This window comes from Paenibacillus sp. D51F (genome assembly GCF_053345695.1).
Window position 1 is genome coordinate 111901 of record NZ_JBKFAO010000001.1, and the last position, 26695, is coordinate 138595.

Annotated in this window: 27 protein-coding genes; 2 read left to right on the forward strand and 25 right to left on the reverse strand. The window is 57.4% G+C overall.

What is annotated here, in order from left to right:
- Positions 1 to 6: 6 nt before the first annotated feature.
- The 12 genes from fliF to sucC form a co-directional block, all read right to left on the reverse strand.
- Complete coding sequence (fliF, locus tag ACLBWT_RS00525) at positions 7 to 1572, reverse strand: flagellar basal-body MS-ring/collar protein FliF (RefSeq protein WP_447661173.1); 1566 nt, start codon at positions 1570 to 1572, stop codon at positions 7 to 9.
- Between the two features lie 39 nt (positions 1573 to 1611).
- On the reverse strand, positions 1612 to 1920 hold the full coding sequence (gene fliE / locus ACLBWT_RS00530; RefSeq protein WP_021881387.1) for a flagellar hook-basal body complex protein FliE: 309 nt from the start codon (positions 1918 to 1920) through the stop codon (positions 1612 to 1614).
- A 21-nt stretch (positions 1921 to 1941) separates the two neighbouring features.
- A complete protein-coding gene (gene flgC / locus ACLBWT_RS00535; RefSeq protein WP_021881388.1) occupies positions 1942 to 2388 on the reverse strand; it encodes a flagellar basal body rod protein FlgC in 447 nt (148 codons plus the stop codon).
- 3 nt (positions 2389 to 2391) lie between these two features.
- Entirely contained in the window at positions 2392 to 2760 is a 369-nt protein-coding gene (flgB, locus tag ACLBWT_RS00540; RefSeq protein WP_447661657.1) for a flagellar basal body rod protein FlgB, read from the reverse strand.
- Between the two features lie 262 nt (positions 2761 to 3022).
- On the reverse strand, positions 3023 to 3796 hold the full coding sequence (codY, locus tag ACLBWT_RS00545; protein WP_447661174.1) for a GTP-sensing pleiotropic transcriptional regulator CodY: 774 nt from the start codon (positions 3794 to 3796) through the stop codon (positions 3023 to 3025).
- Between the two features lie 25 nt (positions 3797 to 3821).
- The gene (gene hslU, locus ACLBWT_RS00550; RefSeq protein ID WP_447661175.1) at positions 3822 to 5216 is read right to left on the reverse strand and encodes an ATP-dependent protease ATPase subunit HslU; all 1395 of its coding nucleotides are present in this window, start codon (positions 5214 to 5216) and stop codon (positions 3822 to 3824) included.
- 54 nt (positions 5217 to 5270) lie between these two features.
- Complete coding sequence (gene hslV, locus ACLBWT_RS00555) at positions 5271 to 5813, reverse strand: ATP-dependent protease subunit HslV (RefSeq protein WP_447661176.1); 543 nt, start codon at positions 5811 to 5813, stop codon at positions 5271 to 5273.
- 27 nt (positions 5814 to 5840) lie between these two features.
- Entirely contained in the window at positions 5841 to 7175 is a 1335-nt protein-coding gene (gene trmFO, locus ACLBWT_RS00560) for an FADH(2)-oxidizing methylenetetrahydrofolate--tRNA-(uracil(54)-C(5))-methyltransferase TrmFO (protein WP_447661177.1), read from the reverse strand.
- 96 nt (positions 7176 to 7271) lie between these two features.
- Positions 7272 to 9371 carry a type I DNA topoisomerase gene (gene topA, locus ACLBWT_RS00565; protein WP_447661178.1) on the reverse strand — a complete coding sequence of 700 codons (2100 nt, stop codon included), beginning with the start codon at positions 9369 to 9371 and terminating at the stop codon, positions 7272 to 7274.
- 27 nt (positions 9372 to 9398) lie between these two features.
- Positions 9399 to 10508 carry a DNA-processing protein DprA gene (gene dprA / locus ACLBWT_RS00570; RefSeq protein WP_447661179.1) on the reverse strand — a complete coding sequence of 370 codons (1110 nt, stop codon included), beginning with the start codon at positions 10506 to 10508 and terminating at the stop codon, positions 9399 to 9401.
- A 171-nt stretch (positions 10509 to 10679) separates the two neighbouring features.
- On the reverse strand, positions 10680 to 11609 hold the full coding sequence (gene sucD, locus ACLBWT_RS00575) for a succinate--CoA ligase subunit alpha (protein WP_076355291.1): 930 nt from the start codon (positions 11607 to 11609) through the stop codon (positions 10680 to 10682).
- A 49-nt stretch (positions 11610 to 11658) separates the two neighbouring features.
- A complete protein-coding gene (sucC, locus tag ACLBWT_RS00580) occupies positions 11659 to 12819 on the reverse strand; it encodes an ADP-forming succinate--CoA ligase subunit beta (RefSeq protein ID WP_021879141.1) in 1161 nt (386 codons plus the stop codon).
- 269 nt (positions 12820 to 13088) lie between these two features.
- Between sucC and ACLBWT_RS00585 the strand changes: the two genes are divergently transcribed.
- On the forward strand, positions 13089 to 14639 hold the full coding sequence (locus ACLBWT_RS00585) for a YifB family Mg chelatase-like AAA ATPase (RefSeq protein WP_447661180.1): 1551 nt from the start codon (positions 13089 to 13091) through the stop codon (positions 14637 to 14639).
- Between the two features lie 50 nt (positions 14640 to 14689).
- Positions 14690 to 15157: a hypothetical protein gene (locus ACLBWT_RS00590; protein WP_447661181.1), complete on the forward strand. Its 468-nt coding sequence runs from the start codon at positions 14690 to 14692 to the stop codon at positions 15155 to 15157.
- A gap of 194 nt (positions 15158 to 15351) precedes the next feature.
- Here ACLBWT_RS00590 and ACLBWT_RS00595 read toward each other — a convergent pair whose 3' ends face one another.
- From ACLBWT_RS00595 to ftsY, 13 genes are all read right to left on the reverse strand, one after another.
- Complete coding sequence (locus ACLBWT_RS00595) at positions 15352 to 15777, reverse strand: YraN family protein (protein ID WP_447661182.1); 426 nt, start codon at positions 15775 to 15777, stop codon at positions 15352 to 15354.
- Complete coding sequence (locus ACLBWT_RS00600) at positions 15774 to 16094, reverse strand: EscU/YscU/HrcU family type III secretion system export apparatus switch protein (protein WP_447661183.1); 321 nt, start codon at positions 16092 to 16094, stop codon at positions 15774 to 15776. The genes ACLBWT_RS00595 and ACLBWT_RS00600 overlap by 4 nt, the downstream gene beginning before the upstream one ends.
- Entirely contained in the window at positions 16091 to 18385 is a 2295-nt protein-coding gene (locus ACLBWT_RS00605) for a hypothetical protein (RefSeq protein ID WP_447661184.1), read from the reverse strand. The genes ACLBWT_RS00600 and ACLBWT_RS00605 overlap by 4 nt, the downstream gene beginning before the upstream one ends.
- Before the next feature lie 579 nt (positions 18386 to 18964).
- Entirely contained in the window at positions 18965 to 19579 is a 615-nt protein-coding gene (locus ACLBWT_RS00610) for a ribonuclease HII (RefSeq protein ID WP_447661658.1), read from the reverse strand.
- A 110-nt stretch (positions 19580 to 19689) separates the two neighbouring features.
- The gene (gene ylqF / locus ACLBWT_RS00615; RefSeq protein ID WP_447661185.1) at positions 19690 to 20565 is read right to left on the reverse strand and encodes a ribosome biogenesis GTPase YlqF; all 876 of its coding nucleotides are present in this window, start codon (positions 20563 to 20565) and stop codon (positions 19690 to 19692) included.
- Between the two features lie 55 nt (positions 20566 to 20620).
- Positions 20621 to 21238, reverse strand: a complete 618-nt coding sequence (lepB, locus tag ACLBWT_RS00620; RefSeq protein WP_447661186.1) for a signal peptidase I — start codon at positions 21236 to 21238, stop codon at positions 20621 to 20623.
- A gap of 140 nt (positions 21239 to 21378) precedes the next feature.
- Complete coding sequence (gene rplS, locus ACLBWT_RS00625) at positions 21379 to 21723, reverse strand: 50S ribosomal protein L19 (RefSeq protein WP_447661187.1); 345 nt, start codon at positions 21721 to 21723, stop codon at positions 21379 to 21381.
- 167 nt (positions 21724 to 21890) lie between these two features.
- Entirely contained in the window at positions 21891 to 22679 is a 789-nt protein-coding gene (gene trmD, locus ACLBWT_RS00630; protein WP_447661188.1) for a tRNA (guanosine(37)-N1)-methyltransferase TrmD, read from the reverse strand.
- 4 nt (positions 22680 to 22683) lie between these two features.
- Positions 22684 to 23202, reverse strand: a complete 519-nt coding sequence (rimM, locus tag ACLBWT_RS00635; RefSeq protein ID WP_447661189.1) for a ribosome maturation factor RimM — start codon at positions 23200 to 23202, stop codon at positions 22684 to 22686.
- A 156-nt stretch (positions 23203 to 23358) separates the two neighbouring features.
- Complete coding sequence (rpsP, locus tag ACLBWT_RS00640; protein WP_048748695.1) at positions 23359 to 23631, reverse strand: 30S ribosomal protein S16; 273 nt, start codon at positions 23629 to 23631, stop codon at positions 23359 to 23361.
- 90 nt (positions 23632 to 23721) lie between these two features.
- Entirely contained in the window at positions 23722 to 25098 is a 1377-nt protein-coding gene (ffh, locus tag ACLBWT_RS00645; RefSeq protein WP_447661190.1) for a signal recognition particle protein, read from the reverse strand.
- Positions 25099 to 25168: 70 nt separating this feature from the next.
- On the reverse strand, positions 25169 to 25549 hold the full coding sequence (gene ylxM / locus ACLBWT_RS00650; protein WP_447661191.1) for a YlxM family DNA-binding protein: 381 nt from the start codon (positions 25547 to 25549) through the stop codon (positions 25169 to 25171).
- Between the two features lie 119 nt (positions 25550 to 25668).
- Positions 25669 to 26664: a signal recognition particle-docking protein FtsY gene (gene ftsY / locus ACLBWT_RS00655; protein ID WP_447661192.1), complete on the reverse strand. Its 996-nt coding sequence runs from the start codon at positions 26662 to 26664 to the stop codon at positions 25669 to 25671.
- Between the last annotated feature and the right edge of the window lie 31 nt (positions 26665 to 26695).

A 26695-nucleotide genomic window follows, 5' to 3' on the forward strand; every position in this document is an offset into this window, starting at 1 on the left:
CCACCTCTATTCCTCTACTAGCCAGGTGCGAAGAAGGTTGACGAAATCATCCGGCTTCCGCTTGGCGAGTGTTTCCAAATTCTTGCGCACTTGATTCTCATTCGTGACGCTCTCCAGGTTGATCGAAGGATATTCGACTCTCGGCGCCATTTCTTCGATGATTTCTTCTTCCTTGGCGCGGCGGCGGCGAACGGCGAGCACGATTCCGCCGATTAGCGCGGCAGCGGCGACAGCGATGGCGGCGATCCATCCGGCTGTAAGGCCATTGCCGGAAGCGGAAGCTCCTGCTGCGGCAAAATTTTGACCGATGACAGAAACCTTTTTGGCTATGATCGCGTCATTGCTGACATCCTGTCCGGAATCCACCAGCTGGGAACGGACAAAAGAATTTAGATATTGGGTGATTTGATCTTTTGTTTCTTGGGTTAATAAAGAAGTAGGAATCCCGACGCTGATGCTGAGATCTTTGACGGAGTAAGGGCCGCCAATGATCGTATTCTTGTAGCGGTTAGGCTCGTAATTGGTCGTGCTGGAGGTTTTCTCTGCCGTGCTGCTGCCTCCGCCCGATGTCGAGGAATATCCGGGAACATCGGTTTCTCCGGTGCCGGCCACCCCGCCGGCATTCCCTTCCGTTCCTTCCGAGCTTTCGCTTGATTGCTGCTGGCTGATCACGAGACCGTTGTTGTTGTTGTTGTCCAGCGGCTTGACCAGGCTTTCCTCGCGGCTGACCTGATCGAAGTTCAGGCTGCTCAGCACGCTGACGGCAAGATTATCGCTGCCTACCATCGTTCCGAGGAACTGTTCGATATTCCGCTTCAAGTCGCTCTCATATTTCTTTTGGATCTGGAATTGAGAGTTCGCGCTCCCCGAGTTGTTCAGCGTCCCGCCGATTTTGGAGGAAGCTGTCAGCTCGCCTTGCGGGCTCGTAATCGTGATATCCGCGATTTTAAGATTCGGCACCGATGTTTTGACGAGATTGAAGTAGCCGTCGATCTCATCCTGGCTGGGCCGGAATCCCGGCTTGAATTTCATGACGATGGAAGCCGACGCGCCGCTGGCTTCTTCCGTTTGGGCAAATACGCTTTCCTTCGGAAGATTGACGACGACCTTGCTGGATGCGACTCCCTGCATGCCGTTGAGCAGCTGCTGGATCTCACCGTTCAAGGCGCTGCGGTATTTGACATCGAATTCATTGTCGGTCATGCCGAACTGAGAGGAACCTGTATTGAACGCTGCGAATCCGATCGATCCATTCTGGACCATGCCTTGCGATCCCGCAGCAACCCGCACACGATCTGCTTCGCTGCTCGGAACGGAGATTGAATTGCCGCCGTCGCCAAGCCGATAAGAAATGCTGCTGCTGTCCAGATAATTCATGATTGCCTGGGCATCGGTTGTGTCCAGATCCTTGAACACCGTTTCGTATTGTGTTTTGGTCAGGATCGAAGTAAGCAGAATGATCGTCAGCAACAATATCCCGATCGTCGCTCCCAGCCAAATCTTTTGCTTCTTGCCCATCGCTCCCCAGTAATTTTTGGCGGAATCGCGCAGGCGGGCCATCTTTTCGTTCACATCTTCACCCCGCAGAATGCTATTGCAATGCAGTCAGCTTTAAATTTGCATGCGCATGATGTCCTGATAGGCCTCTACGGCCTTGTTCCGGACCTGCGTCACCAGCTGAAGGCTGAGCTCAGCCTGCTGCGAGACAATCATGACTTGTGAAATATCCGCTTGGCCAACCAGATATTGGTTGTTGACTTGATGCACGGTTTTTTCTTGCGCGCTGACACTGTCCAGGGCGTTTTTGAGCATCGTCCCGAAGCTTTCGGTCACTTCGCTCGGCGACGCGGCTTGCGTCTTGGCCGTGATGGCTGGTGTATTCAGAGGAGAGACCTGCGCAAGCGTTATAGGCTGGATCATTATGGACTATCCTTTCGGCTTTTATTTTCCGATTTCAAGCGCTTTGACGAACATCGTCTTCGTTGCATTCAATGCGGTCACGTTCGCCTCGTAGGAACGGGACGCCGAGATCATATCCACCATTTCCTTCGTTACGTCCACGTTCGGCATCTTCACGTAGCCGTTCTTGTCCGCATCGGGATGAGACGGATTGTAGACCAGCTTGTCCGGAGTGCGATCCTCCTGGATCCGGCTAACTTTAACCCCTTTGGACGCCTCTCCCATCTCATTCTGAAGCATCGATGCGAAGCTGCCTTCCTTCATGGGCTCCAATACGACCATTTTGCGCTTATAGGGCTGGAACTCGCCATTCACATAGGAGGCTCGAGTCGTCTCGGCATTCGCGATATTGGAGGAGATCACATCCATTCGGAGCCGCTGGGCGGTCAATGCGGAGGCACTGATGTCGAATCCGTTGGTCAGCTTCATTTCTTACCCTCTCCCGTCGATAGCAGTCCGCATCATCTTGATCTCGTGATTGATCTGTTGAATGTAGGAGTTGTAGCGGAGCTGGTTTTTCGCAAGCAATGCCATCTCGCGATCAGGATCCACGTTGTTTCCATTATTATTCATGACAGATTTTTCATCCGTGACTAGCTGCATGGTTGGAATTCGGCCAATCTGACCTATGTCCATATGCATTTTCTGGGTCTTTATACCTGCTAAATCGTGGTTTTTCTGGCCGTCCAGCTGGTCATTCAGCAGCTCCTCGAATACCAGTTCCGAACGTTTGAAGTGCGGCGTGTCAGCATTGGAAATATTATCCGAGATTACCTGCTGCCTTGCTTCAGCGGCTCTCATTGCCCCTACAAGTCTGCTGAAATCCGCGCCGTTCAAGACATTCAATGATATTTCACCACTTTCTTCCTTAATGGTTTATCACTTATTCAACAAATCTTCAAGCATTCCTGCATCTTCGACATAAAATAATTAAAAATATGAGAGATCTGTGTCGAGATTTGCCGAGTACGATAATCTTCCTAAAATTTCATATTTATTACAATGAGAAAAAAGCCCTATCTTTATATAAAGATAGGGCTTTCATGGGCATAAAGAACCTCTTTTACTTCTTCATCTTACCTAATTCTTCCAAAAGCTGATGATTCAGAATGCGGATGTAGGTGCCTTTCATTCCTAAAGATCGCGTTTCGATAACTCCAGCGCTCTCGAGTTTGCGAAGCGCGTTCACGATAACGGATCTAGTTATACCGACCCGATCGGCGATCTTCGAAGCAACCAGCAAACCTTCCTTGCCTTCGAGTTCCTCGAATATATGCTCGACAGCTTCCATCTCGCTGAAGGAAAGCGATCCGATCGCGACGGCGACGACAGCTCTGCTGCGCGCCTCAAGCGCGATTTCTTCCGCCCTCTCCCGCAGGATTTCCATGCCTACGATCGTCGACCCGTACTCGGCGAGGATGAGATCCTCATCATCGAACACTCCGTTCAGACGCGTCAGGACAACGGTTCCGAGCCGGTCTCCGCCGCCTGTGATCGGAACGACGCACATCATCTCCTGGGCGTTCATGAAGCGGAATACATCCGCGATGCCGGGATCGGGAACGACATTGGTCTCTGGCTCTCTCATCTGCAGGAACCGGTTGTTTGTCTCCTGAGGAAAGCGCAGCTCGGCTTCCGCAGCCAGACTCCGGAACTGATCATGGTCGAAACGGTCTACTGCGGCGCAGCCCAAAATCTTGCCTCTGCGGCTGACGACGAAAATATTGGCTTGAATGACGGAGCTGAGAACTTCCGCCATCTCCCTGAAGCTTAGTGCCTTGCCGGCTGCTTTTTGCAGCAGCCGGTTAAGCGATCTTGTTTTGGTCAATAATGTCATCTTCCTGCTTGCCCCCCGAACTACCCTACAATATATATTGGCTCAAATCCCGGTCTTGCGCGATGGAGGAAAGCTTTTCCTTCACATACTCCGGCGTGATGAGCAGACTTTCCAGCGTCAGGTCCGGCGCTTCGAACGACAAGTCCTCGAGCAGCTTCTCCAGTATCGTATGAAGCCTGCGCGCGCCTATGTTTTCTGTATTGCGGTTGACGTCGGCCGCGATGGACGCAAGCTCCGCAATCGCATCATCCGAAAATTCGATTGCGATTCCTTCCGTGGCCAACAGCGCGGTGTACTGTTTGGTCAGAGCGTTTTTGGGCTCCTTGAGAATCTGTACGAAGTCCTCCAGCGTCAGCGACGTCAATTCCACCCGAATCGGAAATCTTCCCTGGAGCTCAGGAATGAGATCGGACGGTTTGGAAACGTGGAACGCTCCTGCGGCAATGAACAGGATGTAGTCGGTTTTGACCGCTCCATATTTCGTCATGACGGTAGATCCTTCGACGATCGGCAGAATATCGCGCTGCACGCCTTCACGAGACACGTCAGGACCCGACCCCTTGGAAGGACTCGCGATCTTGTCGATCTCGTCCAGGAAGACGATCCCGGACTGCTCCGCCCTTCTCACCGATTCGCCGATGACCTCGTCCATATCAATCAGCTTGGCCGCTTCTTCCTGAGTCAATACCTTGCGGGCTTCCTTGACTGTAAGCTTGCGGCGCTTGGTCCGCTTCGGCATGAACTGTCCCAGCATCTCTTGCATGTTCATGCCCATCATTTCATTGCCTTGCCCCGACATCATATCCATCATCGTTGGCGAAGTATCCTCTACATCAAGCTCCAGCAGATCGTTCTCCAGCTCGCCGGCTTTGAGCTTTGCGCGGACAGCCTGCCTTTTGCCCAGAATGTCGGGATCGTTCACCTTCTCTTCCTCATCGTCCTTGGACCCTTGATTGCCGAAGAGCATTTCGAGAGGATTTTTGCCGCCCTTGGACTTGACGGGAGACGGAACAAGAAGCTCGACGAGCCGTTCGTTGGCCTGCTCTTCCGCTCTATCCTTCACCCGTTCGGTCCGTTCCGCCTTGACCATGCGGATCGACACTTCCACTAGATCGCGGATCATCGATTCCACGTCGCGGCCGACATAACCGACCTCCGTGAATTTCGTCGCCTCGATCTTGACGAACGGCGCTCCAACAAGCTTGGCTAAACGCCTTGCAATTTCCGTTTTGCCGACGCCGGTCGGACCAATCATCAGCATGTTCTTTGGAACGATCTCGTCCCTCAAGGCTTCGTCGAGCTTGCTGCGGCGGTAACGGTTGCGCAAGGCGACCGCTACCGAGCGCTTGGCCTGCTTCTGGCCTACGATATATTTGTCCAGCTCAGCAACGATTTGCCTTGGCGTCAAATCTTCCTTCACAGGCTCACTCCCTCTGCATACTAATAATCGCTTTTGCGTTAAGGGCAGGAATCTTCAGACTTCTTCCACGATTATGCTGTGATTGGTGAATACGCATATTTCCGCCGCCGTCTCAAGCGCTGCTTGGGCCATGTCCCTAGCGCTGAGATCAGGCGCATGCCGCTTCAATGCCCTCGCGGCCGCAAGGGCGAAGCTGCCCCCTGAGCCAATCGCCAAAATGCCGTCATCCGGCTCAATGACTTCCCCGTTGCCCGAAATCAGGAGCAGTCCGGTGGTATCCATGACGAGCAGCATCGCCTCGAGCCGGCGCAGCACCCGGTCCGATCTCCATTCCTTGGCGAGCTCTACGGCAGCACGCTGCAAGTTCCCGTGATGCTCCTCGAGCTTGCTTTCGAACTTTTCGAACAAGGTGATCGCATCCGCAACCGAGCCGGCAAAGCCCGCGGCTACTTGGCCGCGGTACAAGCGCCGGACTTTTTTGGCGGAGCCTTTCATGATCATGCTGTTGCCGAAGGTCACTTGACCGTCACCCGCTATGGCGCCTTTTCCATTATGGCGGACGGCGCATATCGTCGTCGCGTGGAACTGCATTTCCATGAACATGTCCCCCTTCGTGTCTGGCTCCTAAACGGACGGAACCGCTCCTAGAACATCGCGCTTGAAGGTTTCAACAGCTTCGATCGCCCTAGCGGCGATCATTTCGTTCTTTTCCTTCTTGTTGCGGATCCGCTTCTCCAGCGGAGGGAATAGGCCGAAGTTGGCGTTCATCGGCTGGAAGTGGCGGAAGTCAGCCGTCGTGATGTAACCCGCCATGCTGCCGAGAGCCGTCTCTGCAGGCAAGACGAGCGGTTCCAGCCCTTTGGCCAGCCGTCCGGCGTTGAGGCCTGCCAGCAGGCCGGAGGCTGCCGATTCCACGTAACCCTCGACCCCGGTCATCTGGCCCGCGAAGAAGAGATTCTCGCGGCCCTTGAATTGGTACGTCGACTCCAGCAGCTTCGGCGAGTTGATGAACGTATTGCGGTGCATGACTCCGTATCGGACGAATTCCGCATTTTCAAGCCCCGGGATGAGAGAGAACACTCGCTTCTGCTCGCCCCATTTCAGGTGGGTCTGGAAGCCGACCAGATTGTAGAGCGTGCCGGCGGCGTTGTCCTGGCGCAGCTGGATGACTGCATGCGGCAGCTTGCCCGTACGAGGATCGATGAGCCCGACCGGCTTCATCGGGCCGAACAGCACCGTCTGCTTGCCGCGCTGGGCCATGACCTCGATCGGCATGCAGCCTTCGAAATAGACTTCCTTCTCGAATTCCTTCAAGGCGGCCGTCTCGGCGGTAATCAACGCTTCATGGAAGATCTCGAACTCCTCTTCCGTCATCGGGCAATTCAGATAGGCCGCTTCGCCCTTGTCATAGCGGGAAGCCAGATAGACCTTATCCATGTCGATGGAGTCCTTCTCCACGATAGGAGCGGCGGCGTCGTAGAAGTAGAAATACTCCTCGCCCATCAGGTCCTTGATCGCTCCGGAGAGCGCAGGCGCTGTCAGAGGCCCGGTAGCGATGACCGTGATTCCGTCCTCCGGAATCGATGTGATCTCTTCATTGCTTACCGTGATCAAAGGATGATTGCGCAGCGTTTGCGTAATATCTCCCGAAAATCCGTCACGGTCAACGGCGAGCGCGCCGCCGGCGGGCACCGCATTGCGGTCGGCCGATCCGAGAACGAGGGATCCGAGCCTTCTCATTTCTTCCTTCAAGACGCCGACCGCATTGGCGAGGCCGTTGGCGCGCAAGCTGTTGCTGCATACAAGCTCGGCGAATTTGTCGGTATGATGGGCAGGAGTGCGGGTAACCGGACGCATTTCGTACAGATGGACCGGCACTCCCTGTGATGCGATCTGCCAGGCGGCTTCGCTGCCGGCCAGGCCGGCTCCAATAACGGTAACGTGCTGTGGTGTGGACACTTGCAATTCCTCGCTTTCTTTGCTTCAAAGGACTTCATAACCGCAGGGAAGCGGAAAGCATGTCGAGACGGCTTTCCGCTTCTACGTGGATATAGGTTACAGCTGATCGAGATCCTGGTCTTCGGGAAGCTCTTCCGTATAATCGCAGGAAGGGCATTGGAGGCGGGCTCCGGTCTTGTTCCGCTTTACGACGAGCATGCTGTCGCACTGAGGACATGGCTTGCCGGATGGCCGGTCCCAGGAGACATAGTCACATTCAGGATATTGATCGCAGCCGAAAAAGATTCTTCCTTTTTTGCTGCGGCGTTCAATGATGTGGCCTTTCTCGCATTTCGGGCACACGACTCCGATGCTTTTGACGATCGGCTTCGTATTCCGGCAGTCCGGGAATCCCGAGCAGGCCAGGAACTTGCCGAAGCGGCCCATCTTGTAGACCATCGGCATGCCGCATTTCTCGCAGGTTTCATCCGAAACCTCGTCTTGAAGCTCGACTTCCTTCATCTCTTCCTCGGCTACTTCAAGACGCTTCTCGAAGGAATCGTAAAACTGGGCGAGCACCTTGACCCAGTCCTCCTTGCCCTCCTCGACATGGTCAAGGTCGCCTTCCATATGGGCGGTGAACTCCGCATCCAGAATTTCGGGGAAGAACTCTTCCATGAGCTGGATGACGAGGTCGCCAAGCTCGGTGGGCATGAATTTCTTCTCTTCGATCGCGACATAACCGCGCTTCTGGATCGTCTCCAGCGTCGGAGCGTAGGTGGACGGACGGCCGATGCCGAGCTCTTCCAGCGTTTTTACAAGACGCGCTTCCGTGTAGCGAGGAGGAGGCTGCGTGAAATGCTGCTTGGGAACCATGGATTCCGTCTTCACCGCGTCTCCGACCGACAGTGCAGGGAGGAATTTGTCCTCTTCGGTCGTACCGTCGTCATTGCCTTCGACGTACACCTTCATGAATCCCGGGAATTTCACCTTGGAGCCCGCCGCCCGGAAGACGACTTCTCCTGCAGCGAGATCCACCGTCATCGTATCAAGCACGGCCGAGCTCATCTGGCTCGCAACGAAGCGCTCCCAGACAAGCTTGTACAAGCGATACTGATCCCGGCTCAAAAACTCTTTGACCGCATCCGGCTCCCAGTCCATTGAAGTCGGGCGAATCGCTTCATGCGCATCCTGGGCATTGCTGTTCTTCTTCAGATAAACCCTTGGCTGCTCGGGATAATAATCCGCGCCGTACTTCGACGTGATATATTCCTTGGTTTCCTCTTGAGCTATCGGGGAAATCCGAGTTGAATCGGTCCTCATGTACGTAATAAGACCCGCTGTGCCTTCCTTGCCGAGATCGACGCCCTCATACAGTTGCTGGGCGACGCTCATCGTCTTGGAGGCGCGGAAGTTCAGCTTGCGCGCGGCTTCCTGCTGGAGCGAGCTTGTAATGAACGGCGGAGCCGGATTGCGCTGGCGCTCCTTCTCTTTCACTTCGGCTACCGTAAAGGACTGGCTGCCGATGGCATCCAGAACGCGCTGCATCTCGGCTTCGCTCCGCAGCTCTCCCTTTTCGCCGGCAAGGCTGTGGAACTTCGCTTCGAATTCGGATTTGCCCTTGACGAGGCCCGCTGTAATCGACCAGTACTCTTCGGGAATGAAGGCATCGATCTCATGCTCGCGGTCGATGATCAGCTTCACCGCTACCGATTGGACACGGCCGGCCGAAAGGCCTTTTTTGACTTTCTTCCATAATAGAGGGCTGATCTTGTAGCCGACGAGGCGGTCGAGAATGCGGCGCGCCTGCTGCGCGTTGACCAGATCCATATCGATCTTGCGCGGAGTCTTGAAGGCGTCCTTGACGGCCTGCTTCGTAATCTCATTGAAGACGACGCGGCAGGTGTCCGTCTCGCTGATGTCCAGATAATGCGCCAAATGCCAGGCTATCGCTTCCCCTTCGCGATCGGGGTCAGCCGCCAGATAAACTTTTTTGACTTTTTTGCTCGCGTCCTTAAGTTCCTTGAGGATGGAGCCTTTGCCGCGAATCGTAATATATTTGGGGTTGAAATCGTTCTCGACTTCGACGCCGATCTGGCTTTTCGGCAAATCGCGGATGTGGCCCATGGAGGCTTTCACAATGAATTTGCTTCCTAAATATTTGCCAATCGTCTTTGCTTTTGCCGGTGATTCGACAATGACAAGTGAATCGGCCATTCTGGCGTCCTCCTTCCACAGCTGTAATTACAATGCCATATATATGGAACCGCTTTGCTGTTCAATCTTATGTTTTAAAGATAAATTTATCAGAACTGCCTGCAAAAGTCCAAAAGGCATGTTCAAAGCCTCCAGCAATCCATCTGCAGATCGCGGTCCATCCTGCAGAAGGCGGAGAACCGCCTCCTCTTCAGCCGTCAACGCATTATCTTCCCGCTCTGGTTCGGGCATGCGTCGGCGGCTGTCCGGATATTCCTCGCCGATCTGGCGCGCATCGCTGAGCAGACGCGCATAACCGCAGCGAATGAGCTCATTGCAGCCCTCGCTGCGGGTCGAGCCGAGCGGGCCTGGCACCGCGAATACATCCCGGTTCATCTCGAGAGCCTGCTCCGCCGTAATGAGGGAGCCGCTCCTCGAAGCGGCCTCCACAACGACGGTTCCGAGACTGAGTCCGGCAATGATGCGGTTGCGCTGCGGGAACATGCCGGGATGAACCGGGGTCCCGATCGGATATTCCGAGAGCAGCAGGCCGTCGCGGGCGATCCGTCTGTACAGCGGCCGGTTCTCCGGCGGGTATGCCGTATCGACCGGCGTCCCCAAGACGGCGATCGTACCGCAGCCGGCATCAAGGGCAGCCTGATGAACGATGCCGTCAATGCCCTTGGCCATGCCGCTGACGACGGTAAAGCCCTGCCGGGCGATTCCTCCGGCAAGCGCTGAAGCGGCCTGCCTGCCGTAGACGCTCGGGTTGCGGGTGCCTACAACGGATAGGCAAGGGGTGCTCATCAGGCGCCGATCTCCGATTCCGTACAGTACCCACGGCGGCTGAGGAATCTGCCTCAGCAGCTCCGGATAATCCGAATCGAGCGGTGTCAGCCTCCAGCCTCCTTGGTCGGCTAGGGCGGCTTCCCATGCCGGCTCGATATCTCCGGTCCAGCGTCGGCAGAATTCCTCGGCAGGCTGCGCCCTGATGCCAAGGCGCATCAGCTTGTCAGCAGCCATCGTCTCCTTCAAGCTCAGGCGGGACATCAGAACCTTGTTGACCGATGCCCAGCCGATGCCTGGAGTCTCGCTCAGCGTCACGATGAATTTTCGGATAAGCGGTTCGTTGTCATGATTAGGGAGCCAAGTCACCATCTGGCGGATTCGTCCTCTCGCAATAAGGATCGGCCGGCTCCGCGCTCCTTCCTATTGTGGGGCACAAGAATGGAGATTGCAAGCGCAGGCGGACCGGCAAAACAAAAGGCAGCCTTCCCCAACCCCTAACGGGTCGAAGAAGGCTGCCTGCCTTCAGCTAACTGATTTGATTCAGTGGGTTTTGCATTTCTCCAGAAGGCCTTGCTCTTCCAGAACGCCGACGAGAGTCGAACCCATGTCGGACGGAGTCGGAGCAACCTTGATGCCGCAAGCTTCCAGCGTCGCGATTTTTTCCGCTGCCGTTCCTTTGCCGCCGGAGATAATGGCGCCTGCATGGCCCATGCGTTTTCCCGGAGGAGCCGTCGCGCCGCCGATGAAGCCTACTACCGGCTTCTTCATGTTGGCTTTGACCCACTCGGCCGCTTCTTCCTCAGCCGTGCCGCCGATCTCCCCGATCATGATGACCGCATAGGTGTCGGGATCTTCATTGAACAGGTTCAGGATGTCGATGAACTCGGATCCTTTGACCGGGTCGCCGCCGATGCCTACAGCCGTCGATTGGCCGATGCCGCGGGTCGTCAGCTGATGGACCGCTTCGTAAGTCAGCGTTCCCGAGCGGGAAACGACGCCTACATGGCCTTTTCTGTGGATGTATCCCGGCATGATGCCGATCTTGATCTCGTCCGGCGTAATGACGCCTGGGCAGTTAGGTCCGATCAGGCGGGTTTTCTTGCCTTCCATGTAACGCTTCACGCGCACCATGTCCAGAACCGGAATGCCTTCCGTAATGCAGATGACGAGGTCAAGCTCCGCCTCTACCGCTTCCAGGATGGAGTCGGCCGCGAATGCCGGCGGCACGTAGATGACGGATACCGTCGCGCCCGTGTCGGCAACCGCTTCGCGAACGGAATTGTAGACCGGCAGCGATTTCGTCTCGCCGTTTTCAAGCGTGATGTCGACGGACGTGCCGCCTTTGCCAGGAGTTACGCCGCCAACCATCTGGGTGCCGTATTCAAGAGCGCCCTTCGTGTGGAACAGACCGGTTTGGCCGGTAATGCCCTGGGTGATCACTTTGGTGTCTTTGTTGATCAAAATGCTCATCGCAAATTCACATCCCCTAACAGAATTCGTATCTGCAGCCCCAAGGGCATTATTTTACGAGCGCAACGATTTTTTGGGCGCCGTCGGACATGCTGTCCGCCGCGACCAGATTCAGGCCCGATTCGTTCAGAATCTTCTTGCCGAGCTCTACGTTCGTGCCTTCCAGGCGGACGACAAGCGGACGCTCCAGACCAAGCTCGCGCGCAGCCGCGACAACGCCTTCGGCGATGACGTCGCAGCGCATGATGCCGCCGAAAATATTGACGAAGATGCCTTTGACGTTGGCGTCGGAAAGCAGGATTTTGAAGGCTTCCGTTACTTTCTCCTTCGTCGCGCCGCCGCCTACGTCCAGGAAGTTCGCAGGGTCGCCGCCGTAGTGCTTGATGATGTCCATCGTCGCCATGGCAAGGCCTGCGCCGTTGACCATGCAGCCGATGTTGCCGTCCAGAGCGATGTAGCTCAGGTCGTATTTGGAAGCTTCGATTTCTTTCGCGTCTTCCTCTTCGAGGTCGCGCAGCGCCAGGATGTCCTTGTGGCGGAACAGGGCGTTGGAATCGAAGTTCAGCTTGGCGTCGAGGGCCATGACGTTGCCGTCACCCGTAACGACGAGCGGATTGATCTCGGCGATGGAGCAGTCCTTGTCCACAAAAGCGGTATAAAGCGCTGTCATGAACTGAACCGCCTTCCGGACCAATTCCTTCGGGATATTGATCGCATAAGCGAGGCGTTGCGCCTGGAATGGCAGCAGGCCTACAGCCGGATCGATGACTTCCTTGATGATTTTCTCCGGGGAATGCTCGGCGACTTCTTCAATCTCCGTGCCGCCCTCTTCGGATGCCATCATGACGACGCGGCCCGTAGCGCGGTCGACAACGACGCCGACATAGTATTCTTTCTTGATGTCGCAGCCTTGCTCGATCAAGAGGCGCTTGACTTCCTTGCCTTCCGGACCCGTCTGGTGGGTAACGAGCGTCTTGCCGAGAATCTCGGACGCGTATGCGCGGACCTCGTCCAGGTTTTTCGCAACCTTGACGCCGCCTGCCTTGCCGCGGCCGCCCGCATGGATCTGTGCCTTGACAACTACGACGGAAGTGCCAAGTTCCTTGGCGGCTTCGACAGCCTCGTCTACCGTGAAGGCGACTTTGCCTTCAGGTACGGCTACCCCGTATTGTTTCAAGACTTCTTTGCCTTGATACTCATGAATATTCATTCACGACATCCTCCAATCCTCTGACTCAGGTGGAACAGCTGGGAAACTATCAAACAAACATCTGTCATTATAACACAATCGAAGCAAGCCTTCCTGCAAAATAATCTTTATCATGTAAATTATTTTTTGATTTTGCCGCGCATGGCAACGATCGATCCAAATGTTGACAAATTTCGTCGGCATGCCTATCCTGTAGCTAACAAGTTTGTTTACAGATGGAATGTGAGGAAGCACCTTCGCCGTCTTATTTCGGGAGGTGTTTTTTTGTCATGCCTTACAGCAAATGCATAAGCGCGAGCGTGCTCGGCGTCGACGGCAAAAGCATTACCGTGGAGGTCGATCTGTCCAGCGGACTGCCTCAAGTGAATCTGGTCGGCCTTCCCGATCCATCCGTCCGCGAATCGGTGGAGCGAGTCCGCGCCGCCATGCGGAATTCCGGCTTCAAATTCCCGCTGGAAAGAGTGACGGTGAACCTCGCGCCCGCCGATCTGCGCAAGGAAGGGACGGCTTTCGATCTGGCTATCGCGGCTGCGATCCTTACGGCCAGCGGACAGATGGAGGCCGATGCCTTCGACGGCATGCTCGTCATCGGCGAGCTCGCCCTCAACGGCGGGCTTCGTCCCGTGCCCGGCGTGCTGCCCATGGTCGAGGAAGCGCGGACACGCGGCCTGCGGCGCGTGCTCCTGCCTCCCGACAACGCCTGCGAAGCCGCGCTCGTAGGCGGCATGGACATCTATGCGGCGGCCGACCTTGCTTCCCTGGCTGGCTGCGGAGGAAGCGGAGAAGGCTGGAATCGGCTTGCCTGGCATCCTTCAGCCGGAAATCCATCGCCTGGAGAGACTGCCTCCAGCGGCGAAGGGACAGCAGCTCCTGACTACGCCGACGTATTCGGTCAGCATCATGCCAAGCGCGCGCTGATGATCGCCGCCGCCGGCAGGCACAATCTGCTGCTGAGCGGACCGCCTGGAACCGGCAAGACGATGCTCATCCGCCGTCTGCCCGGCATTCTCCCTCCCATGAGCGAGGAAGAGGCGCTTGAAGTGACCAAAATCTTCAGCGTCTCCGGCAAGCTCGCCGCCTCAGGCTCCCTCATTGCGGAGCGTCCATTCCGCACTCCGCATCATACGATTTCCACCGGCGGCCTTATCGGCGGCGGCTCCATCCCCCGTCCCGGCGAGGCGACGCTCGCCCATCGAGGCGTCCTCTTTCTCGACGAGCTGCCGGAGTTCCCCCGCTCCGTGCTCGAGGTGCTGCGCCAGCCGCTCGAGGATCGGGAAGTGACCATAGCCAGAGCACGAGCGGTGTTCCGCTTCCCGGCTCATTTTCAGCTGGCCGCCTCGATGAATCCCTGCCCGTGCGGACAGCATGGCTCCGACGTTCCGGGGCAGCGCGGCTGCATCTGTTCTCCGGTGCAGATCGCCCGCTACCGCTCGCGGATATCAGGCCCGCTGCTCGACCGGATCGACCTGCTCGTCGAGGTTCCTCGGCCGCAGCATGCCGATGCCATGCAGGCCGGCATGAGCACCGCGGACATGAAAAACTTGATCGCTGGCGCTGTTAGACGCCAGAAGGATAGAGAGCAGGAGACGGGCGTAGCGTGGAACGGCGATCTGGCGGGCAAAGCGCTGAAGCATGCCGCCCCCCTTCAAGCCGAAGGAGCCCGCCTGCTTCAGCAAGCCTACGACCGGCTCGGAATCAGCCTGCGCGCCCATGAGCGGATCTTGAAGCTCGCGCGCACGATCGCTGACGTGGAAGGCTCATCGCAAATCCTAACGGCTCATGTCGCTGAAGCGATTCAATACCGCAGGCTGGAGCTATGAGGACTCTCACCCCATTGGCAGGCTTCGGAGCCAGGAGGACTCCCAACCCATTGGCATGCTTCAAAAGGAACAGGTATAATCAGTTCATATTGGAGGGGATAGGTATCATCAACACGGAAACGATTCATTCCAGCAGCCGCCGCTTCCGCTCCGCCCTGGATTCTGTTCGGAGGCATGAGTTCAAAAGCGCGCAGCTGGGAAGCAACGACTATCCCAGAGGCGCATCGAGCGACGCGTCGCTGCTGCTCGGCATCTACCTGCTGAACGAACACGGGGTCGATTGCGACTATGTGGCCGCATCCGACAGCAGCGGCTCCAGCCATGCCTGGCTGGAGCATGAGGGCCTCTTCATCGACATTACGGCCGACCAGCTGCCGGGCATGCAAGGCAAGGTCGTTGTCGGAGAGGACCATCCCGTACATAGCCTTTTCATCGAAGCGGGCCGAAGCCGCATCAGCGAAAATGACCTCAGCGACCTCGCCGATGATTATGATATCGTGATGGCGGGAATGATCTAAAGCCATCAAGGCCTGGAAAAGCCGGTCCGATGGTCATGAAACCGCAAGGCAAATCCGATGAGCCTTGAAACAGCAAGGCGAGTCCGATTAAGCTTGAAACAGAGAGGCAAATCCGATGAACCTTGAAGCAGACAGCAAGGCCGATCCTGATGCCAGGATCGGCCTTTTTCGTTTAGAATTGCAGCCAGGCCAAGTCAAAAGGCATTTCGTACATAAGTGACCTCGATCGGCCTTATGCCGGCAGGATCAAGCGTAACGGCAGCCGCATCAAAGCGGACCGTCTTCTCCTGCCACCCCTTTTGACTCAAATACTGGCGGGCGATCTTACGTACCTTAAGCTGCTTGCGGGCGTCGATCGATTCCAGCGCGGTTCCGAACCGGCTTCCCTGCCGCAGAGAACGGACTTCCGTCACGACGAGGGATCCGCCTTCAACGGCAATAATATCCAGCTCCCCCTCCCGGCAGCGCCAATTGCGCTCCAGCAGCCTGAAGCCGCCGGCTTCCATCCATTGAGCGGCTGCATCCTCTCCGATCCTTCCAGAGAGGCTCCTCGCAGCTCCGATGCGCGTGCCCGCCTTTCGGGACTTGTCCGGCTCGGCGTTTCCGGGTCCGTTCTTCATGCGCTGTCCCCCGCCTCGCGGTCAGCCCGATAGAGAAAGCTGAGAATTTCGGCGACCAGGCCGTACAGCTCGGGGGGAATCTGCTGGTCCAGATCCAGCTTGGACAGTACCTCCACGAGCGAGCGGTCCTCCTGCACCGGCACTCCGTTCTCCCGAGCCCGCTGCAGGATTTCGTCGGCCAAATGTCCGGTTCCCTTCGCCACGATGACCGGGGCTCCGCCTTCCAGCGGATCGTACTTGAGCGCGACAGCCTTTTTCTTCTCTTGCACGGGCTCTTCCGTTCCCGGACTTCCATATTTGCGCTCATCCTCGCTCATACCCTTAGATCAACTCCCTTGTACGGCTCTGCAGATGCAAGAGCCGCATCGGAAAGATTCATCTTCTTCTCCGCTACCTTGCGCTCTTCCGGATGGACGACTTTCATGCCGAGAAGACGATAGCCCGAAGCACGCAGCAGCTCGGCCAACGCCGTCTTTCCGGCATCGGCCAGCAGCGGAACGGCAGGATGGCCGTTGAACACCGTCAGGCTGACGACTTTGTCCGCGACTGCCACGTCAACGACCGTGTCCCCGATCACATCCATTCTCAGGTCGAAAAGGAGCCGGCAGTTGGATGCATCCAAACCGCCCTTTGCATTTCGTCTCGACTGCACATGCACGGAAGCAGTCTGACCGCCGTTAGCCGTTTGCAGAGGAATCTGTAACGTGAGCTGCGAGAAAAACGTTCCGCTGCGCTCCGGCGACAGCATCAGCTGCTGCCCGGTAATATGCTGCAGCAGCTGCTGGGCCGGGTCCTTTACCGCCGGCGGCAAGTCCGCCGACTGCAGCAGCGAGAGCAGCGCGGACTTGATTGTCGCCGTTTCCGGAACCGCCGCCTCCCTGGCGCCGGGCGCCAAGGCCGGAAGGCCTGGTTCTCCGTGAACGGGACCGGCAAGCAGTCTCGCCGGCCCTTCCGCTGCAGGCTTTCCATTCGCCGGGGAAACATCCGTTTCGGCAGCAGCCCGTTCGCTTCCATGCACACCTTGCGCGCCCGATTTCAACTGATTCGCTTTGGCGTCGGCTGGTTCCACGGCTGATGCGGCGTTCATCGATATGGCAGCCTTCGGACCGCCAGCTTTCTCCCGGCTATCCACGGCATCCAGCATACCGGATGCAGACGGCCCCTGCTTTCCCTCTGGTGGAGCAGCAGCAGACGGCCCCTGCTTTCCCTCTGGAGGAGCAGCAGCAGACGGCCCCTGCTTTCCCTCTGGAGGAGCAGCAGCAGACGGCGCCTGCTTTCCCTCTGAAGGAGCAGCAGCAGTTTCCTTGCCGCCGCCTGCTGCTCCCACTCCCTTGTCCACCATATCTGATGGGATCTGCGGCGCTCCTCCTGAAGCTGTTGATGTCATGGAAGCTGAGCTATGCGGAGCAAGGGCAGAGCTGCGCTCCATGAGTCCCGTCTGGACGTCCACGCTTCCGGCCAGCGGCGTACGGACCGTGCTTCCGGCAGACCGCTCCGCCGACAGCTGGTTCCGCAGCTGATTCTCGTGGCCTGCTCCCAGCCAATCCAGCATTTTACGCGCCCAGTTCCGGGCCGGTTCGGCTGGTTGGTTTTCTTGCTCCATCAGAGCCGAATCGGCATCGGTTCCGTTGATTTGTTCTGCATGCGGTCTTGCTCCCTCAGCTTGGAGCAGCTTCCCTTCGACATTCGCCGTCTTGGCGGGTTGAATGAGCTCTTCGGCCTGTGCATGCACACCTTGTTGATCTCCTGCTGCAGGTTTTATCGGGCTTATATCTGCGGTATCCGCCGTTGTTTCCTGAGCCGCTTTCACGTCCGGGGACAAAGCGGCTTTCAAATCAGCGGGCAGGTTGGATTTCATGCTGCCGCTGTCCGCCGGCAGGTTGGATTTCATGCTGCCGCTGTCCGTCGGCAGGTTGGCAAGTTCATTGGCATCCGGCCAGCTTCCGCTGCCGCCCAGCAGCTCCAGCAAGCGGGTGGCGTTGAGCTTAGCGGCCCCGTCCTCTCCGGATGCATGTTCGGTCATTGCTTTTAATGCCGATGACAATTGCTCCAAAAGCTCGTGCACAGACGGACCGGATTGGATCTGCCGCAGCGACGATACCGTCGCTTCCGTCATCGGCAACCCCCGCTGAATGGCGACCGCGGCAGCTTTCAGCCATAACTGCGGATTCTCGCCTTCCGGCATGAATTCGGCCGCTTCAGCCAGCGAGCCGGCAGTCGCGCCGTCGATCGCTAGGCCCATCGCCTTCAATTCGCGCACAAGAGCTTGCCCGGCCTGTTCTTTGCCGCCAACACCGAACTTGAGCCCGAGCGACTTCCAGACTTCATCGGTCGGTTCAGAGGCCGTTTTGCCCGGCTCCTGACGTTTCAAAACCAGCTTGCCGTCCGCCGTTTCCGACTGTACCTGCAGGACAGCCGTCTGTCCTTGCTTCAAAGGCGTCTCCAACTTGGCGACGAGCTGCGTGCCGCCGATCTGCAATAGCGCTTCATTGTCCCCCATCAGCTCCACGACCTGAGCCCGGACCGTCTGGCCGGGACGCAGCTCCAGCGTGCGGCTGGCGGCTGGCTGCACGTCGCCGATCAGTTTGATGAGACTTCCGATATTCATCGTCGTTACGGCCTCCGCTCGCTTAAGTCCTAATTTCTCTGTAGTCCTTTATCGACATTTACGCGGTAAAACATAATGGTTGTAAGAGGGGAACATTTGTTCTATTCTTATTTCAAGCCAACCATTTCATCGGCCCGTCTCTATATTTCCACTTTGCATCGGTATCTGACGCATGGGAGGCTCAAGCTCCCGATCTGCGCCTTTACGGCTGCAATTTCTCTAAAGGTATCCACAGTCATCTATTCAGACAACCGAACCCGTATCAGTCGCCGCCCTGACCATCCTTACAGACGGCTGATGATCCTGGCGAAGCAGATGGACGTCTCCTAGCGAGCTGCTGATGCAGGAACCATCTGAGCTTCGGGAACCCGACGTCATCCGAAGCATCGCACAGAAGCTGATACGGGAGATTTCCTCTCGGACGGTGTTAGTTCGGACGGCCGAATGCGGACTGAATGGCCGAATTCCTGCTCCTTCGCCGGATAGAACCTTATCTGGCGTTATCGGCAAATATGAAAGCAAATCATGCCGACTCAAAAAATCAAAAAACCCTTGCGTTCCCGCAAGGGTCGGATCGGTCTAAAACAGCGCCAGCTGCTCCTCCGGCAAAATCTTGCCGAGGAAAGAACGCCGGTGGAGCGGGCTTGGTCCGTGCTCGATCAGCATGGAGCGGTGATGCCTGGTCGCGTAGCCTTTATGTACGGCAATCCCGTAAGCCGGATAATGCAGGTCCCATATCTCCTTGCAGAGACGGTCGCGTGTCACTTTGGCCAGGATGGATGCCGCCCCGATGCTCTGGCTCACCGCATCGCCATGAATAATGGCCGTTTGCGGAAAGTCCAGATCGACGGTCTCCGCATCGACCAGCAGATGGCAAGGCCGTACGCCGAGCGACTCCACCGCCTGCTTCATCGCCAGACGCGATGCTTGGCGGATGTTGATGCGGTCGATCGTCTCGGAATCGATCCTTGCGACCGCCCAGGCAACAGCCGAGTCGAGGATGACATCGTAGAGCTTTTCGCGCTTCTTCTCCGAGAGCTTCTTGGAATCGTCGACTCCGTCGAGAACGAGCCCTCGCGGCAGGATGACCGCCGCAGCGACGACATCGCCGAACAGGCAGCCCCGCCCGACTTCGTCCACGCCGCAGACATGCTCGACCCCCGACTCCCAGAGCGGCCGCTCGTAGGAGAGCAGATCACCCGGCTCGCCCGAGCCGGAAGCAGCGGATTCACCGGATTCTGTTCCTTCCTCCCATAATGAAGGGGAAGCTTCCGGATTCGGCTGATCCGCTTTGCGGCGCGGCGTCACGGCCTTGCCGGAGGCGCTGCTTCCAGCGTGAGACGTCCGAGCTTGCCGGCACGAAGCTCCCGCAGGATGATTCCGGATACCTTCTCGAGATCGATGCGGCCGCCGCTGAGCAGGCAGCCGCGGTTGCGGCCGATCTGTTCCATGACCGCGACGATCTGCATGTTGTCATCGAAATCCTCAGGCTGTTCTTCCAGACCGAATCGTTCCTGCATCTCGGGCCAGTATCTCTCTACGAGCACGCGCACGGCAAAGTACGCCACGTCTTCGATATTGAGCACCTGCTCCTTGATCGCGCCGGTCATGGCGAGCTTGTAGCCTACAAGCTGATCCTCGAACTTCGGCCACAGAATGCCCGGTGTGTCGAGAAGCTCCATCTCCGAGCCGACCTTGATCCATTGCTGCCCCTTGGTCACGCCGGGACGGTCTCCGGTGGCGGCGATATGCCTGCCGGCCAGCCGGTTGGTCAGGGTGGACTTGCCGACGTTGGGAATGCCGACAATAAGCGCGCGCATCGCACGCGGGTTCATGCCCCTGTCCAGCATGCGCTGGATTTTTTCGTGAAGGATTTCCCTGACCTTGACGGGAATCTCATTCACCCTGGATCCGGTCGAGGAATCGACGGCCAGGCTCACATACCCTTTGGAAGCAAAGTATTGCATCCACCGTTCCGTTTCGCGGGAATCGGCCAGGTCTGCCTTGTTCAGCAGGATGAGACGTGGTTTGCCCCTCAGGATGTCGTCGACCATAGGGTTGCGGCTGGACATGGGAACGCGGGCGTCGAGCAGCTCGATCGCGATGTCAATCAGCTTGAGCTTGTCTTCTATCTGCCTTCTTGCCCGCGTCATATGTCCGGGGAACCACTGAATCGTCATGCCAGCACCTCATTTGCTCTATCGTCGGTACCTTGGAAGCTTAGCTCCCTTTAGGCTAACCGTGTTTGATGATTTTCATGTCGGAAGGCGGCCAGAAAATGACGTCGGCGCGTCCGATCAGCTGCTTGTAGGGAATATAGCCGATTCTGCGGCTGTCCTCGCTGTTGCTGCGGTTGTCGCCCATCGCGAGGAAGGAGTCGGCGGGAACCGTGCCTTCGGTTACATTCTCATTAGGGAAGTTCAGTCCCGTCTGGTTCCACAGCTCGCCTTTTTTGTTCGCTTCCTCAATGGCTTGCTTCAGGTAAGGCTCGTCCTGCTTGACATCGTTGACGAAGACGTCGTCGCCCTCGACCTTGACCTTGTCGCCCGGGAGCGCGATGACCCGCTTGATGAAATCCCTTCCCTCCTGGGGAACATGGAACACGACCACTTCACCGCGATGCGGCTGCCTGATGTCGAAGATGATCTTGTTGACGATCAGCCGTTCACCCGTGTGGAAGTTAGGCTGCATGGAAGGTCCGTCGACAGCGAACGGAGCGAAGAGGAACCAGCGGATCAGCCATACGAGAATGGCCGCGATCGCCAGCGCCTTGACCCATTCAAACACTTCCTTGCGGGCTTTGCCGCCGCGCGTTGCCGCATTCTGCTCTTCTGGAAACTGCTCTTCAGCCATCTGCAGTTCAGCCTTCTTTCGTCACACGAATAGGGTAATGGTTTATGAAAAGAATCATCGAGGCGCAGAGGCCTTCAGAAAATAGCTTAAAATAACGAAAAGGGGCTTGTTTGCGGCAAGCCCCTCTTGACGTTCCATTCTTAGCGGCGAATTTCCTTGATACGGGCCGCTTTTCCGCGCAGTTCGCGCAGGTAGTACAGTTTCGCGCGACGTACTTTGCCGCGACGGGTAACTTCGATGCGGTCAATCTTAGGCGAGTTGATCGGGAACGTACGCTCCACGCCAACGCCGTAAGAAATTTTGCGGACAGTGAAAGTCTCGCTGATTCCGCCGCCGCGACGTTTGATAACAACGCCCTCGAACAGCTGAACCCGCTCACGGGAACCCTCGATAACCTTTACGTACACCTTCAGCGTGTCGCCTGGACGGAAGCTAGGCATGTCCGTGCGAAGCTGCTCTTGAGCAATCGTTTGTAAAAGATTCATGAGTTTAGTCACTCCTTCCACCATAGACGTTCATATAAGCTAACCGGCTCGCCTTGTGAGCCGGATCATGGCCGATAGAGGACCGTCCGAGTCATTAAAACAACATTTCAAATCATACCATACCCGAGCCCAGAAAACAACCTTATCTCCATGAATCGGGCCGTCAGTCAGGAAAAAGATTCCGGATCCGCTGCATTGGACTGTTGCTCCCGCAGCCATTTCCGCTCTTTGTCGGTCAGCTCCGCCGTTTCCAGCAGATCAGGCCTGCGCTGGAGTGTCCTGTGCAGCGATTGCTGGCGCCTCCAGACGTCGATGTTGCGGTGATGTCCGGAGATCAGCACCTCGGGCACATCCCAGCCGCGGAAGCTGGCCGGACGTGTATAGTGGGGGTATTCAAGCAGTCCGGTGCTGTAGGAGTCCGTAACGGCGGACGATTCGTTGCCGAGCACGCCAGGCAGCAGCCGCACGACGCTGTCGATCATGACCATCGCCGGCAGCTCGCCTCCGGTCAGCACGTAGTCGCCGATCGACAGCTCGTCGGTCACGAGATGCTCCCGGATGCGCTCGTCGTAGCCTTCGTAATGGCCGCAAATGAAAATCAAGCGATCCTCGCGCGACAGTTCTTCCGCCTTGCGCTGGCTGAACGGCTCCCCTTGCGGACACATCAGAATGACGCGCGGAGGCTTGCTCTCCGCCGCCTGAGACTCGCCGGCGTCGGCACTGGAGCCCGCGAGCAGATCCTCGACAGCCGAGAATACCGGCTCGGCCTTCAGCACCATGCCGCCGCCTCCGCCGTAAGGATAGTCATCGACGGTATTGTGCTTGTTGTTGGCATAATTCCGAAAGTTGACTGCCTGCAGCGAAACGATGCCTTTGTCCCTGGCCTTGCCGAGTATGCTCGCTCCGAACACGCCGTCGAACATTTCCGGAAACAGCGTCAAAACGTCGATGCGCATCTCCTTACATCAATCCTTCCATGAGCCGTACCGTTACTCGCTTCGCGCGCACATTCACGTCAAGCACGACGTCGTCGATGTAAGGAAGCAGCAGCTCTTTGCCGTCCTTCAGCTCAACCGCCCAGACATCATTGGCGCCGGGACGGAGAATCTCGGTCACGAGTCCGAGACTTTCTCCCTCTTCCGTGACGACTTCGGAGCCGATGATGTCCGTGTAGTAGAATTCGCCCTTTGCAAGCGGCTCGCGCTGGGAATCGGACACCTTCATCAGATATCCCTTGAACTTCTCGACCTCATTGATGTTTTCGTAGCCTTTCAGCTTGACGATGTACACGTTCTTATGGGATCTGGAGCTTTGAACCTCAACCTGAAAGCTACCGGGAGTTCCTTCCTTCTGCAAGGAAAGCCTGCTTCCCGGGGCAAAGCGCTGATCGGCAAAGTCCGTATGCGGCACGACCTTAAGCTCGCCGCGGATGCCTTGCGTATTCACGATCTCGCCGACTGTAAACCACTGATCCGCCATGCTCAGTTCCTCCTTGGATAATGACGCCGATGCGAATGATCACGACGTTCGCTCCTGGCGCCGTCAAGAAATAAATTCGGAAGCAAAAGGGCTAGGATATTCATCCTAACCCTTTTCCGAGCTTATATTCGGGAAATCCCCTTGCGGGTGAAATCCTTACTTTTGAAGTTTCTGCTCGTGGAATTTCTTGAGCACGCCTGCTTTGGAAAGCAGGTTGCGGACGGTGTCGGATGCTTGAGCTCCGGTTTGCAGCCATTTGAGGGCTTTTTCTTCGTCGATGTTCACTTGAGCCGGTTGTGCAACCGGGTTATAAGTGCCGATTTCTTCGATGAAACGGCCGTCACGCGGCGAACGGGAATCAGAAACTACCAGACGGTAGAACGGGGCTTTGTGGGCACCAATGCGTTTAAGACGGATACGTACTGCCATTATACTTCACCTCCTTGAAAGAATAAGACGTCTTCGGCTTTTCCTGGAAAGGAATCGCGCCCTGGACGTTATCGCAGGCTGAAGATCAGATCAGCCGAACGGGAATTTCATGTTTTTGCCGAGCAAGCCTTTGAGGCCTTTCATGCCGCCTTTTGGACCTTTCGGACCCATCATGGAGGAGAATTGCTTCATCATCTTGCGCATGTCGTCGAACTGCTTGATCAGCCGGTTGACTTCCGCCACCGATGTGCCGCTGCCTGCGGCGATCCGCTTGCGGCGGCTGTGGTTGAGAAGCTCAGGCTTGCGCTTCTCTTCTGTCGTCATCGACTTCACGATCGCTTCGACCCGGCCGACCTGCTTGTCGTCCACTTTGAGATCCTTCATGCCCTTCATCTTGTTCATGCCGGGCAGCATATCCATGATCTGATCCAGCGGGCCCATGCTGCGGACCTGCTCCATCTGCTCCAGAAAATCCTCGAAGGTGAACTCGGCGTTGCGCATCTTGCGCTCCATCTCGGCAGCCTTGTCGGCGTCGATGCTCGACTGCGCCTTCTCGATGAGGGAAAGCATGTCGCCCATGCCGAGAATCCGGGAAGCCATCCGTTCCGGATGGAACGGCTCCAGCGGCTCGATCTTCTCGCCGGTAGCGGCGAACTTGATCGGACAGCCCGTGACGGCTTTGACCGAGAGGGCCGCGCCGCCGCGGGTATCGCCGTCGAGCTTCGTCAGCACGACGCCGGTGAGGGCGAGCTGATCATGGAAGCTCTGAGCGACGTTGACCGCTTCCTGGCCGGTCATCGCATCCACGACTAGAAGCACTTCATCGGGCTTCGTCACTTCATGGATCTGCTTCAGCTCGTCCATGAGCGCTTCGTCGATATGAAGGCGGCCTGCGGTATCGATGATGACATAGTCCAGACCGTTCTCCTTGGCATGCTCGACGCCCTGGCGGGCGATCTCGACCGGGGAGGTCTGGTCGCCGAGACTGAACACCGGCACGCCGATGCCTCCGCCCACGACCTGCAGCTGCTTGATCGCCGCCGGGCGATAGATGTCGCCCGCCACGAGCAGCGGCTTGTGGTTGGACTTCTTCAGCATCAGGGCGAGCTTGCCGGAAGTCGTCGTCTTGCCGGCGCCTTGCAGGCCCGCCATCATGATGACCGTCGGAGGACGGTTCGCCTTGGCCAGCTTGCTCTGCGTGCCGCCCATCAGCTCCGTCAATTCCTTGTTGACGATGTCGATGATGACCATGCCCGGCGTGAAGCTCTTCTGCAGCTCCTGGCCGAGGGCGCGCTCCTTCACCTTGGCGATGAATTCCTTGACGACCTTGAAGTTGACGTCGGCTTCCAGCAGTGCGAGCCTGACCTCGCGCATGGCTTCGTTCACATCGTCTTCCGTTACCTTGCCTTTGCCCCGCAGCTTGCCGAATACGTTCTGCAGCCGGCTAGACAACCCTTCAAAAGCCATTCCCGCCACCTCCTGTCCGCTTCCATGCTTATCATGTATTTATTCCAAACCGCTCCAAGGCGGTCCTTCGTCAGTTCTCATGCTCTCCCGGCATCAACGACTCCCGGAGAGCCTCCGCGAGCTCGGCGAGCTTGGCGCCGGCGGGCGTGAGAGCGATCTCTCCAAGTCCTGCCTGCAGCTCGTCCAGCAGCCTGGACGCCGAGAGCGAGCGGGACAGCAGTCCGAGCTTCGCCTCGTAATCCTCCAGCAGCGCCGCGCCGCGCTTGACATGCTCATACACCGCTTGGCGGCTGACGCCGAGCTCGGCAGCGATCTCTCCGAGCGAGAAATCGTCGAGGAAATAATAAGTCAGGATGGAGACCTGCTTCTCCGTAAGCAGCAGACCGTACAGATCGAACAGCATGTTGATCCGCGTCGTCTTCTCCAGCGCGTCGCGCTGATCGGCAGCCATCGGCAGCAGCTCCTTCCAGATCCTGCAGGCCGGCCGCCGCCGGTCATCCTGCGTTAGCGAAGCTTATCATAACCTACGCCGGAGCAGGTGTCAAGCTTTTGACCTTGTCAGCAATCAGGCTATTGCTCCGGACCGGACTCCTGATCCCGGATAAGCCCCGCGAACAACGCATGCACGAACTGCTCGGAGTCGAATTGCTGGAGGTCCTCCATCTTCTCGCCGAGGCCGACGAATTTGACGGGAAGGTCCAGCTCATGGCGGATCGCGATGACGATCCCGCCCTTGGCCGTGCTGTCGAGCTTCGTCAGCACGAGGCCGGTCACGCCGCTCTTCTCGCCGAACATCTTGGCCTGGCTGAGCGCGTTCTGCCCCGTATTGGCGTCAAGAACGAGCAGCACCTCATGCGGAGCTCCCGGAATCTCGCGCTGGATGACGCGGAAGATCTTGTTCAGCTCTTCCATCAGGTTGCTCTTGTTCTGCAGCCTGCCCGCCGTGTCGCACAGAAGCACGTCCGCCTTGCGCTGCTTGGCCGCCTGGACGGCGTCATACATGACCGCAGCCGGATCGGAGCCCGCCTGCTGGCGGATGACGTCCACGCCGACGCGCTGGCCCCACACTTCCAGCTGCTCGATCGCGCCGGCCCGGAATGTGTCGCCGGCCGCCATCAGAACCGATTTCCCTTCGCTCTTGAACTTATGGGCGAGCTTGCCGATCGTCGTCGTTTTGCCGACGCCGTTGACCCCGACGAACAGAATGACCGTAATCCCTTCGTCCGCCATGCGCAGCTCGCTGCCGTTGTCGCTGCCGAGCAGTCCGATCAGCTTCTCCGACAGCACCGGCTGCAGCTGTGCGGCATCCTCGATCTTGCGCTTCTTCACCTCGGAGCGCAGGTCGTCGATCAATTCCATGACGGTATTGACGCCGACATCCGCGCTGATGAGTATTTCCTCCAGCTCCTCGTAGAAATCCTCGTCGATCTTTTTCCTGCGGGTGATGAGCTCCTCCACCCGTTCCACAAGAGCTGTGCGGGTTTTGGACAGCCCGTCCTTGAATATCGTCGTGACCGACTCCGTCTTGGAGGCGATGCTTTCTCTAAGCTTCTTGAAAAATCCCATGCCGTCTCCTCCGGTCCTTCATCATTCTATA

What these genes read in the sequence shown, in the direction of transcription:
- sucD (WP_076355291.1), bottom strand. Translation starts at nt 11,609, where the DNA reads ATGAGCATTTTGATCAACAAAGACACCAAAGTGATCACCCAGGGCATT.
- flgC (WP_021881388.1), bottom strand. Translation starts at nt 2,388, where the DNA reads ATGAAGCTGACCAACGGATTCGACATCAGTGCCTCCGCATTGACCGCC.
- rpsP (WP_048748695.1), bottom strand. Translation starts at nt 23,631, where the DNA reads ATGGCAGTACGTATCCGTCTTAAACGCATTGGTGCCCACAAAGCCCCG.
- dprA (WP_447661179.1), bottom strand. Translation starts at nt 10,508, where the DNA reads ATGGTGACTTGGCTCCCTAATCATGACAACGAACCGCTTATCCGAAAA.
- fliE (WP_021881387.1), bottom strand. Translation starts at nt 1,920, where the DNA reads ATGATCCAGCCTATAACGCTTGCGCAGGTCTCTCCTCTGAATACACCA.
- rplS (WP_447661187.1), bottom strand. Translation starts at nt 21,723, where the DNA reads ATGAATCTTTTACAAACGATTGCTCAAGAGCAGCTTCGCACGGACATG.
- flgB (WP_447661657.1), bottom strand. Translation starts at nt 2,760, where the DNA reads ATGAGAGCCGCTGAAGCAAGGCAGCAGGTAATCTCGGATAATATTTCC.
- ftsY (WP_447661192.1), bottom strand. Translation starts at nt 26,664, where the DNA reads ATGGGATTTTTCAAGAAGCTTAGAGAAAGCATCGCCTCCAAGACGGAG.
- ylxM (WP_447661191.1), bottom strand. Translation starts at nt 25,549, where the DNA reads ATGGCTGCCGATCAGCGCGACGCGCTGGAGAAGACGACGCGGATCAAC.
- ACLBWT_RS00600 (WP_447661183.1), bottom strand. Translation starts at nt 16,094, where the DNA reads ATGAGCGAGGATGAGCGCAAATATGGAAGTCCGGGAACGGAAGAGCCC.
- ACLBWT_RS00605 (WP_447661184.1), bottom strand. Translation starts at nt 18,385, where the DNA reads ATGAATATCGGAAGTCTCATCAAACTGATCGGCGACGTGCAGCCAGCC.
- topA (WP_447661178.1), bottom strand. Translation starts at nt 9,371, where the DNA reads ATGGCCGATTCACTTGTCATTGTCGAATCACCGGCAAAAGCAAAGACG.
- ylqF (WP_447661185.1), bottom strand. Translation starts at nt 20,565, where the DNA reads ATGACGATTCAGTGGTTCCCCGGACATATGACGCGGGCAAGAAGGCAG.
- lepB (WP_447661186.1), bottom strand. Translation starts at nt 21,238, where the DNA reads ATGGCTGAAGAGCAGTTTCCAGAAGAGCAGAATGCGGCAACGCGCGGC.
- sucC (WP_021879141.1), bottom strand. Translation starts at nt 12,819, where the DNA reads ATGAATATTCATGAGTATCAAGGCAAAGAAGTCTTGAAACAATACGGG.
- rimM (WP_447661189.1), bottom strand. Translation starts at nt 23,202, where the DNA reads ATGGCGGATCAGTGGTTTACAGTCGGCGAGATCGTGAATACGCAAGGC.
- ACLBWT_RS00585 (WP_447661180.1), top strand. Translation starts at nt 13,089, where the DNA reads ATGCCTTACAGCAAATGCATAAGCGCGAGCGTGCTCGGCGTCGACGGC.
- hslV (WP_447661176.1), bottom strand. Translation starts at nt 5,813, where the DNA reads ATGGAAATGCAGTTCCACGCGACGACGATATGCGCCGTCCGCCATAAT.
- codY (WP_447661174.1), bottom strand. Translation starts at nt 3,796, where the DNA reads ATGACATTATTGACCAAAACAAGATCGCTTAACCGGCTGCTGCAAAAA.
- ffh (WP_447661190.1), bottom strand. Translation starts at nt 25,098, where the DNA reads ATGGCTTTTGAAGGGTTGTCTAGCCGGCTGCAGAACGTATTCGGCAAG.
- ACLBWT_RS00595 (WP_447661182.1), bottom strand. Translation starts at nt 15,777, where the DNA reads ATGAAGAACGGACCCGGAAACGCCGAGCCGGACAAGTCCCGAAAGGCG.
- trmD (WP_447661188.1), bottom strand. Translation starts at nt 22,679, where the DNA reads ATGCGCATCGACGTTTTGACGCTGTTTCCGGAAATGTTCGACGGCGTG.